Genomic DNA, 16,731 nt, shown 5'->3' on the forward strand with positions numbered 1-16,731 from the left:
CTGCGCCCTCACTTCAGGAACTTGGAGAAGTCCTTCGGCAGGTCGAGGGCGGCCGCGGCGGACTCGTAGTCGATCTCCTCGCCGCCGCCGAACGGGTTCGAGGGAGCAGCCTTGGCCTGCTCGGCCTTGGCCTTCTTCTCCGCAGCGGCCTTCGCGGGGTTGCCCGAGCCCCGCTTGGCCTTGCCCTTCTTCGGGGCCTTTGCCTTCTTGCCCGGACCCGGCATGCCCGGCATCCCGGGCATCGCTGGCATGCCGGGCATGCCACCGCCCTTGGCCATCTGCTGCATCATCTTGCGCGCCTCGAAGAAGCGGTCGACGAGCTGGTTGACGTCGTTCACCTGGGTGCCGGACCCCTTGGAGATCCGGGCGCGGCGGGAGCCGTCGATGATCTTCGGGTTGTCCCGCTCGGCCGGAGTCATCGAGGAGATGATCGCCTGGATGCGGTCGAGCTCCCGCTCGTCGAAGTTGTCGAGCTGCTCGCGGTACTGGCCCATCCCGGGCAGCATGCCCAGGATCTTGCTCATCGACCCGAGCTTGCGCAGCTGCTCCATCTGCTGCATGAAGTCGTCGAGGGTGAAGTCGCCCTTGCCGGAGAGCAACTTCTCCGCAGCCTTCGCGGACTGCTCGGCGTCGAAGCTCTTCTCGGCCTGCTCGATCAGCGTGAGCATGTCACCCATGTCGAGGATGCGCGAGGCCATCCGGTCGGGGTGGAAGAGGTCGAAGTCGGTCATCTTCTCGCCCGCCGAGGCGAACATGACCGGCTTGCCGGTGACGGAGGCGATCGACAGCGCAGCACCACCGCGGGCGTCGCCGTCGAGCTTGGTCAGCACGACACCGTCGTAACCGACGCCGTCGAGGAACGCCTGGGCCGTGTTGACGGCGTCCTGTCCGATCATCGCGTCCACGACGAAGAGGACCTCGTCGGGCTGGACTGCGTCCCTGATGTCGGCGGCCTGCTGCATCAGCTCAGCGTCCACGCCGAGACGTCCCGCGGTGTCGATGATGACCACGTCGTGCAGCTTGCGCTTGGCCTCCTCGATCGAGGCACGCGCCACGTCGACCGGGTTGCCCACACCGTTGCCCGGCTCGGGAGCGTAGACGGGGACGTTGACCCGCTCACCGTTGACCTGGAGCTGCTTGACCGCGTTGGGACGCTGCAGGTCCGCCGCGACCAGCAGGGGGGTCTTGTTCTGCTCCTTCAACCACAACGCCAACTTGGCGGCCAGCGTCGTCTTGCCGGCACCCTGGAGGCCCGCGAGCATGATGACGGTCGGGCCGGTCTTGGCGTACCGCAGACGACGGGTCTCGCCACCGAGGATGGTGACCAGCTCTTCGTTGACGATCTTGACGATCTGCTGGGCCGGGTTGAGGGCCTGGCTGACCTCTTCGCCGCGGGCCCGCTCCTTGACGGCGCCGACGAACTCCTTGACGACGGGCAGGGCGACGTCGGCCTCGAGCAGCGCGATGCGGATCTCGCGTGCCGTGGCGTCGATGTCAGCCTCGGAGAGCCGGCCCTTGCCACGCAGGTTCTTGAAGGTGTCGGCAAGGCGGTCTGAGAGTGTGGCGAACAAGGCTCTTCCCTCGTGGGCGTAGTGACGGTGCGGGGTGACGGACCCAGCCTATCGGCCCGGGGTGGTGTCCATCTTCATCCCCGCCTCAACGTGGTGGTCCCGCGAGCGCACCGCGTACGACGTGGGCAGCCTCCGCGGCCCTCTCGTCGCTGAGCGCCCCGGCCCCGACCTCGCAGAGGTAGAAGACGTCCACGGCCTGGGGGCCGAGCGTGTCGACGTGAGCCGAACGTACGGTCATGTCGAGCTCCGCCACGGCCGACAAGACCGTGTGGAGCAGCCCTGGCCGATCTCCCGCCCGCACCTCCAGCACGGTGGCGCGACGCGATGCCTCGGGGCGGACCTGGACGGTCGGGTCCAGGGCGTCACTGCCGCCTCGCAGCCGACCGAGGTCTGCCTGACCGCTGGCGACCAGGTCGAATCGCGTGCGCAGCAACCCCGGGTCGAGACTCTCGCTGCCGGTCTCCCACACGGAGACACCCCAGGCGCCGCGCGACCAGGCACGCGCCCCGCGCACCCGGGCCTTCTGCAGGGCCAGTACGGCGGACACGTCGGCGAGCAGGCCGACCCGGTCCGCCGCCATCACGGTCACGGTCGCCCCGGTGCCGTGAGCTGCCACCTCGAACTGGACCTGCGCACGTCCCGCAGCGAGGTCGTCGCTGACGGCGGGGTCAGGCTCCTCAGCCCAGGTCTCCTCCGGCTCCTCGGGGCCGGTGGCGAGGACGGCGTCGACCCGCGCTGCGAGCCCGACGACCAGTTGGGAACGCCACGCCGACCAGGCCTTCGGCGACGCCGCCAGGGCATCGGCCTCGGTCAGGGAGACCAGGAGGGAGAGCACCAACGAGGAGCCGACCTTGCTCGCGACGTCCTCCAGGGTGACCGGGTCGTCGGGATCCCGGGTGGTGGCGGTCTCGGCGAGAAGGAGGTGCCAGCGGATCAAGCGGGCGATCACGGCCTGGTCATGTTCGTTGAACCCCAGACGACGACTCACCGCCCACGAGAGCCGCTCACCCGCGATGCTGTGGTCGCCGACCTCTCCCTTGCCGATGTCGTGGAGCAGTGCGGCCACCATCAGCAGGTCGGGTCTGGCCACCTTGCGGATCAGTCGTGAGGCCTCCAGGCAGGTCTCGACCACGTGCCGGTCGACGGTGAAACGGTGGATCGCCGAGGCATGCGGCAGCAGGCGGATCAGCTCCCACTCCGGGAGCAGCGAGTCCATGGCCCGGGTCTCCTCCAGCGTCTCCCACACGCCCAGCAGTCCGTGGCCCGAGGCCAGCAATCGCACCAGGAGTTCACGGGCCTCCCCCGGCCAGATCTCCGGCAGCGGCGGACACTCGGCGACCATCCGGGCAGCACTGACCGGCGACAGCACCAGGTCGCGCTCGGCAGCCTCCGCGGCGGCCCGCAGGAGCAGCAACGAGTCCTCCGCGGGAGCCACCTTCCCGTCCAGGACGACCTCGCCGGAGGAGATGGCCAGGCCGGGGACCAGGGGCACCAGTTGCGGTCGACGTCCGCCGCGACGGGCCTGGGTCGCCAGCACTGCGTCGACGCGACGCCAGGTGAGCCGGCTGAGGTGCGCCAGGCGCCGCCCGTTGCCGCGTACGTGCCGCTGCACGGCCTCCGCGTCGGGCATACCGAGTGCCTGGGCCAACGGTGTCCACGACTCCGGCGCGATCCGGTCACAGGCGCGACCGGTGATCTGGTGCAGTTCGTCACGCACGTCGAGCAGTGCCAGACGGCGACGCTCGAGGTCCACGTGCGGCACGTCGACGAGCCACGTGGCGACCAGGGCGCGCAGCACACCGGCATCGCGCAGGCCCCCCGCCGCCTCCTTGAGGTCCGGAACCGCGACGTGGGCCAACTCACCCACCAGCTCGTGGCGCCGGTTCACCAGGGCGTGCACGTCACCGAGTCGTTGCCGCGCGGCCCTGCGCCAGCCAGCGAGCATGGTCGTTCGAAGGCGCAGGGTCACGTGGGGGTCGCCAGCGAGGTGGCGCAGGTCGAGCAGACCGAGGGCGACCCGGGCATCGTCCTCGGCCGCCGCGATCATCTCGGAGAACGTACGGACCGCGTGGTCGACCTTGAAGCCGGCGTCCCAGAGCGGGTACCAGAGCTCACCGGCCCACGCACTGATGTCGACCCCGTCGTCGTGGACCAGCACCACGTCGAGGTCGGAGTAGGGGGCGAGCTCACCGCGTCCGTACCCACCGACCGCCACCAGGGCGACCCCGGTCTCGGGGCCCGGAATGCGTCCGTACGCCGCGCGACAGGCCTCGTCGGCCCGCTCGGTACGGACGGCCCGTTGTTCTGCGGTCATGGGGGGGGTGCTCCTCGCGGGCATGGGGATCAGTGGGGTGCTCGGTGACGCCGGGCAATGAATCGGAGCAACGAATCAGGGCAACGAATCAGGCCCACCCCGGGTGGTGGCCGGGGTGGGCCTGACTCAGTGGTGGCACGGGACGACAGTGCTCACGCAGGGGTCGGTGCAGGCGTCAGAGCGCAGCCTCGTCCTTGTCGCCGGTGCGCACGCGGACCACCGAGTCGACCGGGATGACCCACACCTTGCCGTCACCGATACGCCCGGTCTGGGCGGTCTTGACGACGATGTCGACGATGTCGCTGGCGTCAGCGTCCTCGACGACGATCTCGATGCGGATCTTGGGGACCAGGGCGATGTCGTACTCGGCACCCCGGTAGACCTCCGTGTGACCCTTCTGGCGGCCGTACCCGCTGACCTCGGAGACCGTCATTCCGGCGACGCCGAAGGTCTCCAACGCCTCACGGACGTCCTCCCACTTGTGGGGCTTGATGACTGCGGTGACGAGCTTCATGCGCCCGCTCCTTCCTTGACCTTGGTGGAGGTGGTGCCCAGGGTGCCGCGACCGCGGCCGGTGCTGGCGCCGAAGTCGTAGCCGGTCTCGCCGTGCTCGGCGAAGTCGACGCCCTCGATCTCGGTCTCCTCGTCGACCCGCAGACCGATCACGGCCTTCACGATGAGGGCGACGATCAGCGTGGCGACGGCCGACCAGAGCATGGCGAACAGGGCGACCGCGACCTGGGTGACGAAGAGCGACACACCGTCACCGTAGAACAGGCCACCGTCGGTGGCGAGCAGACCGATCGCCACGGTGCCGACCAGACCACCCACGAGGTGGACGCCGACCACGTCGAGCGCGTCGTCGTAGCCGAACTTGTACTTCAGGCCGACGGCCAGGGCGCAGAGAGCACCGGTGACGACGCCCAGGGCCAGGGACCCGACGGGCGACAAGGAGCCGCACGCAGGAGTGATGGCGACCAGACCGGCGACGACGCCGGAGGCGGCACCGAGCGAGGTGGCCTTGCCGTGACGGATCTTCTCCACGACCATCCAACCGACGACCGCAGCTGCGGCACAGACGGTGGTGTTGAGCCAGACCAGGGAGGTCTCGGAGAGGAACTGCGCGGTCTGGCCGGCAGCGTCGAGCTCGGTGTCGATCACGATGGAGCCGACGTTGAAGCCGTACCAGCCGAACCAGAGCAGACCGGCGCCGATCATGGTCAGCGGCAGGTTGTGCGGCTTGATCGGCTCCTTGCCGAACCCGAGGCGCTTGCCCAGGATGATCGCGAGGACCAGACCGGCCACACCGGCGTTGATGTGGACCACGGTGCCACCGGCGTAGTCGATCGGCGCGGCAGAGCCGAGGAGGTCGGCGAGGCCGTTGGTGGCGTCACTCAGGAAACCGCCGCCCCACACCATGTGGGCGAGGGGGAAGTACGACAACGTCAGCCACAGCGGCAGGAAGAGGACCCAGGCCGAGAACTTGAGTCGATCGGCGACCGCACCCGAGATCAGGGCCGCCGTGATGATTGCGAACGTCATCTGGAAGCCGACCGCGATGAGGCTGGCTCCCCCGACGCCCTGCAGACCGAAGGTCTCGAAGGGGTTGTTGAACAGCAGAGCGACGTCCTGCTCGCCGTACGACATCGACCAGCCCCAGAGGACGTAGATGATGCCCACGATGCCCACTGCGGAGAAGGACATCATCATCATGTTCAGCACTGACTTGGAGCGGCTCATGCCGCCGTAGAACAACGCCAGTGCTGGTGTGGTCATCATCAGCACCAGGGACGCTGCAATCAGCGTCCACGCGTGCATTCCGGTTTCCATCGGACCTCCAGGGTTCTCGGGTGGTGGTTCGGATCTGTCTGTAGGTAGAAGATTCCGATGCCGAGGTTTCCGAGCCGCCCTTGCGACGTTGCATCCATGAAACGTCTGGTCCCCCGGACGTTACGTCCGTGTGAACTGGTCGGGCCCGGGACCCTTCAGATCCTGAGGCCCCGCGCGACCCGTGCCGCCACGGCGAGGTCGAGAAGTCGCCGGGCCCGGGCGGTGAAGGAGTGATCGCGACGCACCCGCCCCGCCACGGCGCTGCGCTCGGCGATGTCCCCGAAGAGTGCGTCGGGGTCCGGCGCCGAGCTCAGCTCGACGAGGTCGCGGGGCGTGCGTGCCACCTGCACCGAACGACCGAAGAGTCCTTCGAGGCCCTTGACGTCGTCGGTGATCACCCGGGCGCCGCTGGCGACTGCGTCGAAGAGCCGGTTGGAGAGGAACCCGTCGACCCGCATGTCCTCCCAGTGGTCGTTCAGCACGACACCGGCCGCGCCGTACGCCGCCCCCAACTGGTCGTTGGGCAGGTAGGTCGCCGCCAGGAACTCTGCCGGCAGCAGACCCTCCCACTCCGTGCCGTAGACCGCCAGGGGCAGTCCCTGCTCGACCGCGTCACGCACCATCGGGCGGTACTGCTTGCGCGAACTGCCCACGAAGAGCACTGGGTGGCCGCTGTCCGGGACCGCCAGGTCAGGCCGGAAGCGTGCCGGGTCGCATGCCTGGAGCAACGCTTCGATCTCGATGCCCCACTCCCGCGTCCTCTGCGCGGCCCAGTGGGTCGAGGCTGCCAGGGCTCGGTCCCAGGTCCGCAGCTCGTCGGGGGTCACCTCGTCGGGGTGCGAGATCACCCAGCCGAGCGTGACGGTCTCGGTGCCCGACACCGCCTCGAATCGGGTGAGTCCCCGCAGCACGAGGTTCACGTCGTCATGGCGACCGGTCGGTCGGTGGAAGGCGTCCCGGCGGTCGATCACCACCTCCTGACCCAGGCCCCGCAGCGCACTGGCCAGGGCTTCGGCGAAGTGCGTGTCGCCCCACCGGTCGCCGTACGGACCGGTGGTGGCGGGGTTCTTGATGGCCCAGCGCAGACGCGGGTCTCCCTCGGTGACCACCGGTCGCACTCGGACCAGCGCCGGGCCGCCGGCCTGATCCGAGGGCTCACCGTGGACGATCGTGAAACCTCTGCTCGCCCAGAGCGCGTCGTGGTCCGCCGCAACCTGCGGTGCCCCCGACCTGACGCGCGGCCGCGAAGGGGCGTCGTGCTGGACCGCGGTGGCCTCGACCCGGACCGCGAAGCGTCCTGATTTCGCCCCGGTCAGACGGAGGCAGAGGTCGACGTCCTGTTCGGCGGGAGGCACGGCCGCATCCAGGCCGCGTACGGAGGCGAAGTGTGCGGTGCGCAGGAGGAGGCAGGCGCCGCTGAGCGCCTGGAAGGAGAGCCGCTCGACTCCCTCGGCGTCCTCGACCGGAAAGCCCTGCAGGAATTCGTGGACCTCTCCTTCCTCGGCGAAGGCCAGGCCCGCACATCGGACTGTGCGATCAGGACGGAGCAGGAGGGGTTGACTGCCCAGCACCCCCTCGTCGTCCAGCGGCGCGAGCAACGGGTCCAACCAACCCGGGTCGAGGTCGATGACGGGGTCGAGGAGGAGCAAGGTGCTGCCTCGCAGGCGTGGCACCGCCGCTGCGATGCCCTGCGCCGGGCCGTGGTCGATCGGTTGGTGCAGGACCTCCACCTGGGGGTGGCGCACGGTGAGGGCGTCGAGCACCAGCGACGTCAGGGGGTCGCTGGCGCGGGCGATGAGCACGACCTGTACCCGGCGCGCACCGGCACCTTCCACCACCCGACGTACGGCTCGGGCGGTCGACTCCCAGTCGGAGCCGGTGTCGATGACCACCGAGGTCAACTGCGGATCGCGTTCACGGGCCTGCTCACCCTCCCAGTCAGGAGTGGCCTGCAATGCCGCGCCGGAGGCGGCACGGTCGCGACGTTCCATCCATGCCCGCCGGCTGTCCAGGACCAGGGCGCGGACGTCAGTCGCAGGAGCGGTTCCGTCCCCCTGGAGCCATCGGTGGCCGGCTGCTCCAGCCGGGGCGCCGAACTCCACGTAGTGCCCGAGAGGACCGTACGGATGCCGCTTCGCCGCGGGCACCGTGCGGCGGTAGTAACTGGCTGAGAAGAGTGGATGGGTGGCGCTGCTCCAGGCCTGTCGGCGCAGGTAGACCAGGAAGGGGTCGCGCTCTCCCACGTCACCGGAGAAGTTGTGCCGGAACCAGTCCGGGTCGAAGAGGGGGTGCGGGGATACCCGTTGCCCCACCGGGCGGGAGAGGTAGTGCCGTACGAGGGTCTCGCGGTCGCCGCCCACCCCGGCGACCAGTTCGTACCACTCGGCGTCGAAGAGCGGGCTCTGGAGAAGTAGGTCCTCCTCCCGCAGGCGTGCAGGTGCCGCAGGCGCAGTGCCGCTCGTGCCCGGATCGACCGGACCGGTCTGCTCGGCTGCGGCCCGGGCCCTACGGCCCGCCCCGAACATCCTGCGGATCGGGCCAGGCCGGTCCTCCCCCACAGCCACCTCGCTCCCCGCGACTCAGCCGAGCAGCGCGTCGACGAAGGCCCGGGGGTCGAAGGGAGCCAGGTCGTCGGCGCCTTCGCCCAGGCCGACCAGCTTGACCGGCACGCCGAGCTCACGCTGGACCGCCACGACGATGCCGCCCTTGGCGGACCCGTCCAACTTGGTCAGCACGATGCCGGTCACGTCGACCACCTCGGAGAAGACCTTGGCCTGGATCATCCCGTTCTGCCCGGTGGTGGCATCGAGGACCAGGAGCACCTCGGTGACCGGCGCCAGCTTCTCGATGACGCGCTTGACCTTGCCGAGCTCGTCCATCAGTCCGGCCTTGTTCTGCAGACGCCCGGCCGTGTCGACGATGACGGTGTCGATCTCGCGGGCGATGCCTTCCTTGACCGCTTCGAAGGCGACGCTGGCGGGGTCGGTCCCTTCAGGACCACGGATGACCTCGACGCCGACGCGCTCGCCCCAGGTGCCGAGCTGCTCGGCAGCTGCCGCTCGGAAGGTGTCGGCGGCACCCATCAGGACCGTACGGTCCTCGGCGACCAGGATGCGCCCGATCTTGCCGACGGTCGTGGTCTTGCCGACACCGTTGACACCGACGACCAGCATGACACCGGGCTTGCCGTCCTCACCGCTGACGCGGAGGCGGCGGTCCATGTCGGGGCCGACGAGCTCGAGCAGCTCCTCGCCCAGGACCGTACGGGCCTCGGAAGCAGTACCGCCCTCGACCCTCAGTCGCTTGCGCAGGTTGGTGACCAGCTCCGTCGTCGGGGTGACCCCGATGTCGGCGGTGAGCAGGGTGTCCTCGATCGACTCCCAGGTGTCCTCGTCGAGCTTGTCGCTGGAGAGCAGGGCCAGGAGCCCGCGTCCCAGGGTGCCCTGCGAACGAGACAGTCGCTGACGCAGCCGGACCAGCCGCGACGCGGTGCCTTCCGGCTTCTCCAGCGCGGGTGCCGTGGGCTCCTCGAGGGTCGGCCCGGCGACTGGTTCAGCTGTGTCGACCTCACCCGACGGAGCCTCCGTCCGCCCCTCAGGGGGGGCTTCGAGGACATCGGTGGACGTCGACGGTCCGACTGACTTGCCGGGGCCACGGCGCAAGGCTGCGGTGGCAGCGACGACGAGGCCGGCGACCACGAGGATCGCCAGGGCGACACCCAGGAAGATCAAGACTGATTCGCTCATGGGGTGCATCTTCCCAGAGAGTCAGCGTCGACGGAGAAGCGGTTCCTCATCGGTCTCCCGGGCGGGCAGTCGCTCGATCCCACGCCGCATCGCCTGACCGAGCCACGGGGCGCCCGGCACGTCCTCACCACGGTGGGGGAAGGCGACGTACGTCAGGACCAGAACCCCGACAACCACGCTCAACAACGTCATCACAACGACGGCAAACAACTGCGTCACTCCCTGTCCGCGGGGCAGCTGGTCCGGCCCCCGCGACCAGTTCTGTTCCCCGGCACCAAGGGTGTCACACCCAGCGCGGTCCGATCACCAACCCGGGAGTGGTGATCACCACAAGGGGGCTGCTCAGCTCTCCTTGAGTCGCTGGCTGATCACGGCCGAAACCCCGTCACCTCGCATCGTGACGCCGTAGAGGGCGTCCCCGACCTCCATGGTGCGCTTCTGGTGGGTGATGACGAGGAGCTGGGAATTCTCGCGCAACTCCTCGTAGATCTGGAGCAGGCGGCCCAGGTTGGTGTCGTCGAGCGCTGCCTCGACCTCGTCAAGGATGTAGAACGGCGACGGCCGCGCCTTGAAGAGGGCGACCAGGAAACAGACCGCCACCAAGGAGCGCTCACCGCCGGAGAGGAGCGAAAGCCTCTTCACCTTCTTGCCCGGAGGCCGGGCCTCCACCTCGATGCCGGTGGTGAGCATGTTGGAGGGATCGGTGAGGACCAGGCGTCCCTCACCTCCCGGGAAGAGCCGCGAGAAGGTGGAATCGAAGGCCTTCTCCACGTCGGCGTACGCCTCGGTGAACACCTGCTCGACCCGCTGGTCGACCTCCTTGACGATGTCGAGCAGGTCCTTGCGCGTGCGCCGCAGGTCATCGAGCTGTTCGGTGAGGAACTTGTGCCGCTCCTCCATCGCGTTGAACTCCTCCAGGGCCAACGGGTTGACCCGCCCCAGCTGGGCCAGCACCCGCTCGGCGGCCCGCAGCCGCTTGCTCTGCTCGTCCCGGTCGAACGACACCGGCTCCGGGGTCTCGGCCCCCTCGGCGACCTCCCCGAAGAAGGGCACGAGGGTGTGGGGGCCGTACTCGTCGACGAGCACCTGGGGGTCGAGACCCAGCTCGTCGATCGCCTTCTCCTCCATCTGCTCGATCCGCATCCGCTGCTGCGTCCGGGCCATCTCGTCTCGGTGCACGGAGTTGACCAGTTCGTCGTGCTCCCGGCCGAGGTCTCGCAGCCGCGCTCGTACGGTGAGCAGGCGCTGCTCGCGATCGTGGCGGGAGCGCTCGACCTCGGCTCGGGCCTCGGCCGCCGCGTTGACCGAGCTCTCCAGGGCGTGCAGGACCACGGCGACGGCCGCGCCCACCGCCTCAGCCGCTCTCCCTTCGCGCAGCAGCCGGGCGCGGTGGGCCTGGGCCTTGGCTCGCGCCTCACGCTCGGCTCGGGCCTGACGCAGCAAAGAGTCGGCGCGACCGTGACTGGCACGGGCTCGTTCTTCGGACGTACGCAGCGTCAGTCGCGCCTCGGTCTCGGCCTGCCGCGAAGCGCGTGCGGCCTCGGCCAGCGCCTCGCGGGTGCTGGTGTCCGGCTCCACCTCAGGGGCTTCGGTCGCAGCCGCCAGCCGGAGCTCGAGATCGGCCAGACCGGCCAGGTCCTTCTCCCGGGCCTCGGTCGCCTTCAGCACGGCTCGCTCGAGTCGTTCGGCCTCCCCCCGCGCTGCCCGCGCCCGCGAGCCGTGCTGACCGAGCTCCTCGGCGACCGCAGCCAACGTCGCGTCGGACTCGTGCAGCCGGGCCAGCGCCACGTCGGCCCGCTTCACCGCCTCGAGGCGCTCGGCTTCGAGACCGGAGAGCTCGAAACCGAGCCGTTCGGTGCGGGCAGTGACCTCGACCAACGCGGCCTCGGCCTCGTCGTGCGCCGCCTGCACCTCGAGCAGACTGGGCTGCGAGGACGATCCACCAGAGGCGAAGTGCGCCCCGATGACGTCGCCCGCGGCGGTGACCGCGACCACGTCGGTGAGCTCCGCGACGACGGCTCGTGCCGTGTCCAGGTCCGGGACCAGCGCGACCCGCTCCAGGAGACGGGTCAGTGCCGACTCGAGGGCCTCGGGCCCCTTCACCACGTCCAGGGCGTACGTCGCCCCCGCCGGCAGTGCAGGCCAGTCACGGCCCACGGCCGGCCCTCCGCCCAGCAGCAGCCCGGCGCGGCCCAGGTCCTCGTCCTTCAGGTAGGCGATGGCTGCAGCGGCCGAGCCGGCGTCACGGACGGCCACTGCGTCGGCAGCGGCTCCCAGCGCAGCAGCGACTGCCACCTCGTGGCCTGTCTCGACGTCGAGCAACGCAGCGACCGAACCAAGCAGGCCGGAGACCTTCTCGGCCGCCGACAACAGGGCCCCCGCCCCGTCCTTGCGGTTGAGACCCAGCGCCAGCGCCTCCTTGCGAGCGCGCAACGCACCACGGTCCCGGTCGGTCTGGGCCGCGTCCTCCCGCAGACGACCCAGGCGCTCGTCGAGCTCGTCGAGGGCGTTGACCGCGTCCTCGTGCTCAGCGTCCAGACCCTCCTCGCCCGCGTCGAGACCGGCGACCCGGGTCTCCAGCGCGGTGAACTCCCGGTTGGCCTCCTCCGCGCGGGCCAGGGCCTCGGCGCGGGCGGCCCGCAGCCGTCCGATCTCCTCGTCCGCCGCAGCGGACCGGCTCTTCAGGGCGTTGACCTGCCCGGTCAACCTGGCCAACCCTTCACGTCGATCGGCGGCGGCTCGCACCAATGCCGCGATCCGGCGATCTTCCTCAGCCGCGGCGTCCTCTGCCTGACGCCGCGTCGCGATGGCCTCCTCGAGCGCCGTGCGCAACTGCTCGACCTCGACCGAGATGGCCTCCTCGGCCTCCTTGGCTCGCGCCGCGTCTGCTTCGAGACGGTCAGGATCGCGACCCGTGTCGATCTGGTCGTGCCCGCTGCTGCGGGCGTTGCGCACCCGCTCGGCTGCCAGGGACTGGGTGCCACGCAGGCGCTCCCGCAGCCCCGACAGGGCGAACCAGGTCTCCTGGGCAGCAGCCAACGCCGGCAGGTCCTCGCGCAGAGCCGCTTCCAGGGAGGCCTCCGTCTCCCGGGCCCCGGCGAGCTCGGCCTCCACCTCGCCGCGCCGGTGGACCAGCACGGACTCGTCGGCCATCTCCTGCTCGAGCACGGTCCGGGCCTGCACCAGGTCATCGGCCGCGATTCGGGCGCGTGCGTCGCGTACGTCCGCCTGGACGGTCGCGGCGCGACGAGCCACCTCAGCCTGGCGACCCAGGGGTTTGAGTTGGCGCCGGATCTCGGTGAGCAGGTCGTCGAGCCGGGTCAGGTTGCCCTCGGTCGAGCCGAGCTTGCGAAGCGCCTTCTCCTTGCGCTTGCGGTGCTTCAGCACGCCGGCGGCCTCCTCCACGAACCCACGCCGGTCCTCAGGCGTCGCGTGGAGGATGGAGTCGAGTTGGCCCTGGCCCACGATGACGTGCATCTCGCGCCCGATGCCGGAGTCACTGAGCAGATCCTGGACGTCGAGAAGGCGGCACGACGTCCCGTTGATCGCGTACTCCGAGCCGCCGTTGCGGAACATCGTCCGGCTGATGGTGACTTCGGAGTAGTCGATGGGCAGGGCACCGTCGCTGTTGTCGATCGTCAGCTGCACCTCGGCCCGACCCAGCGGAGGGCGGCCGGTGGTGCCGGCGAAGATGACGTCCTCCATCTTGCCGCCGCGCAGCGACTTGGCGCCCTGTTCACCCATCACCCAGGCAAGTGCGTCGACGACGTTGGACTTGCCGGAGCCGTTGGGGCCGACGATGCAGGTGATGCCCGGTTCGAGGTGGAGGGTGGTCGAGGACGCGAAGGACTTGAACCCCTTCAGGGTCAGGCTCTTCAGGTACACAGGACTCCTCGACAACTCAGCAGCAGTGCGGCGTCGCTCACACTACCGTTCGAGGGACTCCCACGGAGTTAGGCCGGGAGCATCTCCTGCAGGGACTCCTGCTCGAGGAGAGCGGTCGCCTGGAGGTCGGAGAGCCTGGTGTTCTCGTCCTGCAGACGCAGGACCAGGGCTTCGAGGTCACGGACCCGGAGACGGAGTCGTGCGTTCTCGGAAACGAGTCGGGACGCGCCACGCTGGTCGGTGTGGAGATGTCCGAGGAGGGCCTTCGCCATCGCATGCCTTTCACTGAGTACGTCTGGCCCGTCGCGGACCTCATCCAAGAGTCCCACCGGGCCGCACCGGGGTCAATTCTTGGCGTTCGACACCGTCTTCACGGTCGCCTGAGCGCTGCCTCAGCGTCGCAATCTGGGCACCGGCTGGCACTTCGGACAGAAGTACGAGGACCGGTTCATGAAGGAGGCGCGACGGATGGCGGTCCCGCACCGATCGCAGGGTTCGTCCTCACGGCCGTACGCGTGCAGGCTGCGGTCGAAGTACCCGGACTCCCCGTTCACGTTGACGTAGAGGTCGTCGAAGCTGGTGCCGCCCTGGACCAGCGCCTCACCCATCACCTCCCGGGCATGACCCAGGACCTGCGTCGCCTGGGCGCGGGTCAGCCGGTCGCCCGGACGTTCGCCGTGCAGGCCGGTGCGCCACAGGGCCTCGTCGGCATAGATGTTGCCGACGCCGGAGACCAGGGTCTGGTCGAGCAGTTGACGCTTGACGGCACTCCCCCGCCCGCGCATCCTCCTCACCACTGCATCGACGTCGAACTCAGGGTCGAGAGGGTCCCGGGCGATGTGGGTGATCTCGTCGGGCAGGTCGGCTCCGCCGGGGGCATAGGACACTCCGCCGAACATGCGCTGGTCGACGAAGCGCATCTGCGCACAGTTGGACAGCGCGAAACTCACTCGGAGGTGACGTTCCACCGCAGCGGTGGGCGCCTGGATGAGCATCTGCCCACTCATGCCGAGGTGTCCGAGGACGGCGTCGGTATCGTCGAGTGCGAGCCAGAAGTACTTGCCACGCCGTCGAACGGCCGTGATCGTACGACCGCGCACCGCCTCGGCGAAGCCGTCGGGTCCGAGAGGGTCGCGCCGCAACGGTCGCGGGTGCAGCACCTCGACGGCGTCGATGGTGACGCCGATGACGTGGCGTTCGAGGCCTCGTCGTACGACTTCGACCTCGGGGAGTTCAGGCACCGAACTCAGGTGAGCGCTTGGTTTGCAGCCGGCTCAGCGTCGGCAGCCGTCTCGACGGCATGGGCGGCGCTGATCTCGCCGTAGGCGGTCTGCGCGGCAGCCTGCTCGGCTTCCTTCTTCGAACGACCGGCACCGTGGCCGTAGAGGGCGTCACCGACGCGCACCTGCGCGGTGAAGGTCTTCATGTGGTCGGGACCGTCGTCCTGGATCACGTATTCAGGGACCCCCAGCGAGTGGCTCGCGGCCAACTCCTGCAGGGAGGTCTTCCAGTCGAGGCCGGCGCCCATGTCGGCGGCCGCCTCCATGAGGGGGTCGAAGAGCAGGTGGACGACCTGGGCGGAGGCCTCGAAGCCACCGGAGAGGTGGATCGCACCGATCACTGCTTCGACGGTGTCGGAGAGGATGGACGCCTTTTCGCGTCCGCCCGTGCTCTCCTCACCCCGACCGAGCTTGATGTGCTCACCCAGACCGATGCTGCGGGCCACCCCGGCCAACGCTCGCGCGTTGACCACGGCAGCCCGCAACTTGGCCAGACGACCCTCGGACAGGTCCGGGTGGGTCGAGTAGAGCTTCTGGGTGACCACCACTCCGAGCACCGAGTCCCCGAGGAACTCCAGCCGCTCATTGGTGGGCAGACCACCGTTCTCGTACGCGTACGAGCGGTGCGTGAGTGCGCGCTCAAGCAACTCGGGGTCCAGTACTGGATCCCCGAGTTGTTCGCGCAGACGCTGGGTGGTCAGTGGTCAGAACCTGGTCAGAGGACCTGGCGACGGTCGGCGCGGGCGCCGTACTGTCCACACTCGCCGCACGCACGGTGCGGGAGGTGCTTGGCGCCACACGCCGGGTTGGCGCAGGCCACCAGCGAAGGGGCGACAGCCTTCCACTGCGAGCGACGGTGGCGCGTGTTGCTGCGCGACATCTTCCGCTTCGGAACAGCCACTGTTATCTCCTCATGCCTGGGCCCGTATGGCCACTTGCTTGTCCGGTCGGGTCCGACCGGATCTTCAGTCTTCGTCCTGCTGCAGGGCCGTGAGGCCCGCCCAGCGCGGGTCGATCGCAGCCTCATGACCATGGTCGGGGTCATCCGCGAGCCGGGCACCACACTCGGTGCACAGCCCGGGACAGTCGTCCTGGCAGAGCGGCTGGAACGGCAGTGCAAGCACCACCGCATCCCGCAACAAGGGCTCGAGGTCGAGCAGGTCGTCCTCGAGTGTGCTGACCTCGTCGTCCAGATCCTCGTCGGACTGGTCGCGCCGGTTGTCGTCGTAGACGTACATCTCCTGGAGATCGACGAGGAACTCGTCCTCGATGGTCTCCAGACAACGCACGCATTCTCCGACGAGGTCGGCTTCCGCCGTCCCCGTGACCAACACGCCCTCCATGACCGCCTCGAGGCGCAGTTCCAGGTGGATCTGCTCCCCTTCGGGGACACGGAGCACTTCGATGCCAAGCTCTGCCGGCGCCGACACGTCAAGGGTCAACTCACGCTGGTTTCCCGGGCGGCGGCCGAGCTCGTGCGTATCCAGCACGAGCGGCGCTTTCGGGTCCAGACTGGTCACTGGCCCACTTCCATGATCGGCACAACAGAACTAGAGGAGCCTAACCGCCGTCGGGTCACAGGAGCAAAACAGGGTGCTCGCTCACGCCCCCCGGGACCGCTCCGCGGCGCGTGCGTTCAGCCGCTCCAGCACGAAGTCGGGCACGAAGGCCGCCACGTCCCCTCCGAAACTGGCCACTTCCTTCACCAGGCTGGAGGAGACGAAGGAGTGCGCCGGGTCCGCCGGGATGAAGACGGTTTCGACGTCGGCCAGGTGAGCATTCATCTGGGCCATCGGCAGTTCGTACTCGAAGTCACCGGAACCGCGCAGTCCCTTCACGATCGCGTGGACGTCGTTGTCGCGGCAAAAATCCGTCAACAGGCCGGTGAAACCCGCCACCCGGACGTTCGGCAGGTCGGCCGTGGCGGTCTCGAGCATGCCGAGTCGTTCCTCGGGCGAGAAGAACCGACTCTTGGACACGTTCACCCCGGTCGCGACAATCACCTCGTCGAAGATGCGCGAGGCGCGGCGCACGATGTCGAGGTGCCCCTTGGTCACAGGGTCGTAGGAACCGGGGCAGACAGCGCGTCGCACGTGTCGGTCCTC

General features: G+C 69.2%; 14 protein-coding genes. All 14 read right to left on the reverse strand.

Translation table 11 applies throughout. The annotated features are described in order from the left end of the window. Positions 1 to 8: 8 nt before the first annotated feature. Positions 9 to 1,571, reverse strand: coding sequence for a signal recognition particle protein (ffh, locus tag DNK52_RS01530; RefSeq protein WP_110238852.1), 1,563 nt, complete (start codon positions 1,569 to 1,571; stop codon positions 9 to 11). An 85-nt stretch (positions 1,572 to 1,656) separates the two neighbouring features. Next, positions 1,657 to 3,885 carry a [protein-PII] uridylyltransferase gene (locus DNK52_RS01535; protein WP_162598548.1) on the reverse strand — a complete coding sequence of 743 codons (2,229 nt, stop codon included), beginning with the start codon at positions 3,883 to 3,885 and terminating at the stop codon, positions 1,657 to 1,659. A 175-nt stretch (positions 3,886 to 4,060) separates the two neighbouring features. Beyond that, a complete protein-coding gene (locus DNK52_RS01540) occupies positions 4,061 to 4,399 on the reverse strand; it encodes a P-II family nitrogen regulator (RefSeq protein WP_110238855.1) in 339 nt (112 codons plus the stop codon). Then, positions 4,396 to 5,715, reverse strand: coding sequence for an ammonium transporter (locus tag DNK52_RS01545; RefSeq protein WP_110238857.1), 1,320 nt, complete (start codon positions 5,713 to 5,715; stop codon positions 4,396 to 4,398). The genes DNK52_RS01540 and DNK52_RS01545 overlap by 4 nt, the downstream gene beginning before the upstream one ends. Before the next feature lie 155 nt (positions 5,716 to 5,870). Continuing rightward, positions 5,871 to 8,279: a glycosyltransferase family protein gene (locus DNK52_RS01550; protein ID WP_162598549.1), complete on the reverse strand. Its 2,409-nt coding sequence runs from the start codon at positions 8,277 to 8,279 to the stop codon at positions 5,871 to 5,873. Between the two features lie 15 nt (positions 8,280 to 8,294). Further along, the gene (gene ftsY, locus DNK52_RS01555) at positions 8,295 to 9,461 is read right to left on the reverse strand and encodes a signal recognition particle-docking protein FtsY (RefSeq protein WP_110239912.1); all 1,167 of its coding nucleotides are present in this window, start codon (positions 9,459 to 9,461) and stop codon (positions 8,295 to 8,297) included. A gap of 21 nt (positions 9,462 to 9,482) precedes the next feature. Continuing rightward, the gene (locus tag DNK52_RS01560) at positions 9,483 to 9,653 is read right to left on the reverse strand and encodes a hypothetical protein (protein WP_162598550.1); all 171 of its coding nucleotides are present in this window, start codon (positions 9,651 to 9,653) and stop codon (positions 9,483 to 9,485) included. A gap of 150 nt (positions 9,654 to 9,803) precedes the next feature. Further along, a complete protein-coding gene (smc, locus tag DNK52_RS01565) occupies positions 9,804 to 13,346 on the reverse strand; it encodes a chromosome segregation protein SMC (protein WP_110238863.1) in 3,543 nt (1,180 codons plus the stop codon). Between the two features lie 68 nt (positions 13,347 to 13,414). After that, positions 13,415 to 13,618: a hypothetical protein gene (locus DNK52_RS01570; protein ID WP_110238865.1), complete on the reverse strand. Its 204-nt coding sequence runs from the start codon at positions 13,616 to 13,618 to the stop codon at positions 13,415 to 13,417. A gap of 120 nt (positions 13,619 to 13,738) precedes the next feature. Continuing rightward, positions 13,739 to 14,587, reverse strand: a complete 849-nt coding sequence (mutM, locus tag DNK52_RS01575) for a bifunctional DNA-formamidopyrimidine glycosylase/DNA-(apurinic or apyrimidinic site) lyase (protein WP_110238867.1) — start codon at positions 14,585 to 14,587, stop codon at positions 13,739 to 13,741. Positions 14,588 to 14,592: 5 nt separating this feature from the next. Next, complete coding sequence (gene rnc / locus DNK52_RS01580) at positions 14,593 to 15,273, reverse strand: ribonuclease III (RefSeq protein WP_239455321.1); 681 nt, start codon at positions 15,271 to 15,273, stop codon at positions 14,593 to 14,595. Positions 15,274 to 15,341: 68 nt separating this feature from the next. Then, entirely contained in the window at positions 15,342 to 15,527 is a 186-nt protein-coding gene (gene rpmF, locus DNK52_RS01585; RefSeq protein WP_110238871.1) for a 50S ribosomal protein L32, read from the reverse strand. Positions 15,528 to 15,591: 64 nt separating this feature from the next. Continuing rightward, positions 15,592 to 16,146: a YceD family protein gene (locus DNK52_RS01590; protein ID WP_110238873.1), complete on the reverse strand. Its 555-nt coding sequence runs from the start codon at positions 16,144 to 16,146 to the stop codon at positions 15,592 to 15,594. An 81-nt stretch (positions 16,147 to 16,227) separates the two neighbouring features. Then, entirely contained in the window at positions 16,228 to 16,719 is a 492-nt protein-coding gene (gene coaD, locus DNK52_RS01595; protein WP_110238875.1) for a pantetheine-phosphate adenylyltransferase, read from the reverse strand. Positions 16,720 to 16,731 lie beyond the last annotated feature (12 nt).

Source organism: Nocardioides gilvus, assembly GCF_003194605.1.
GTDB classification, from domain to species: Bacteria; Actinomycetota; Actinomycetes; order Propionibacteriales; family Nocardioidaceae; genus Nocardioides; species Nocardioides gilvus.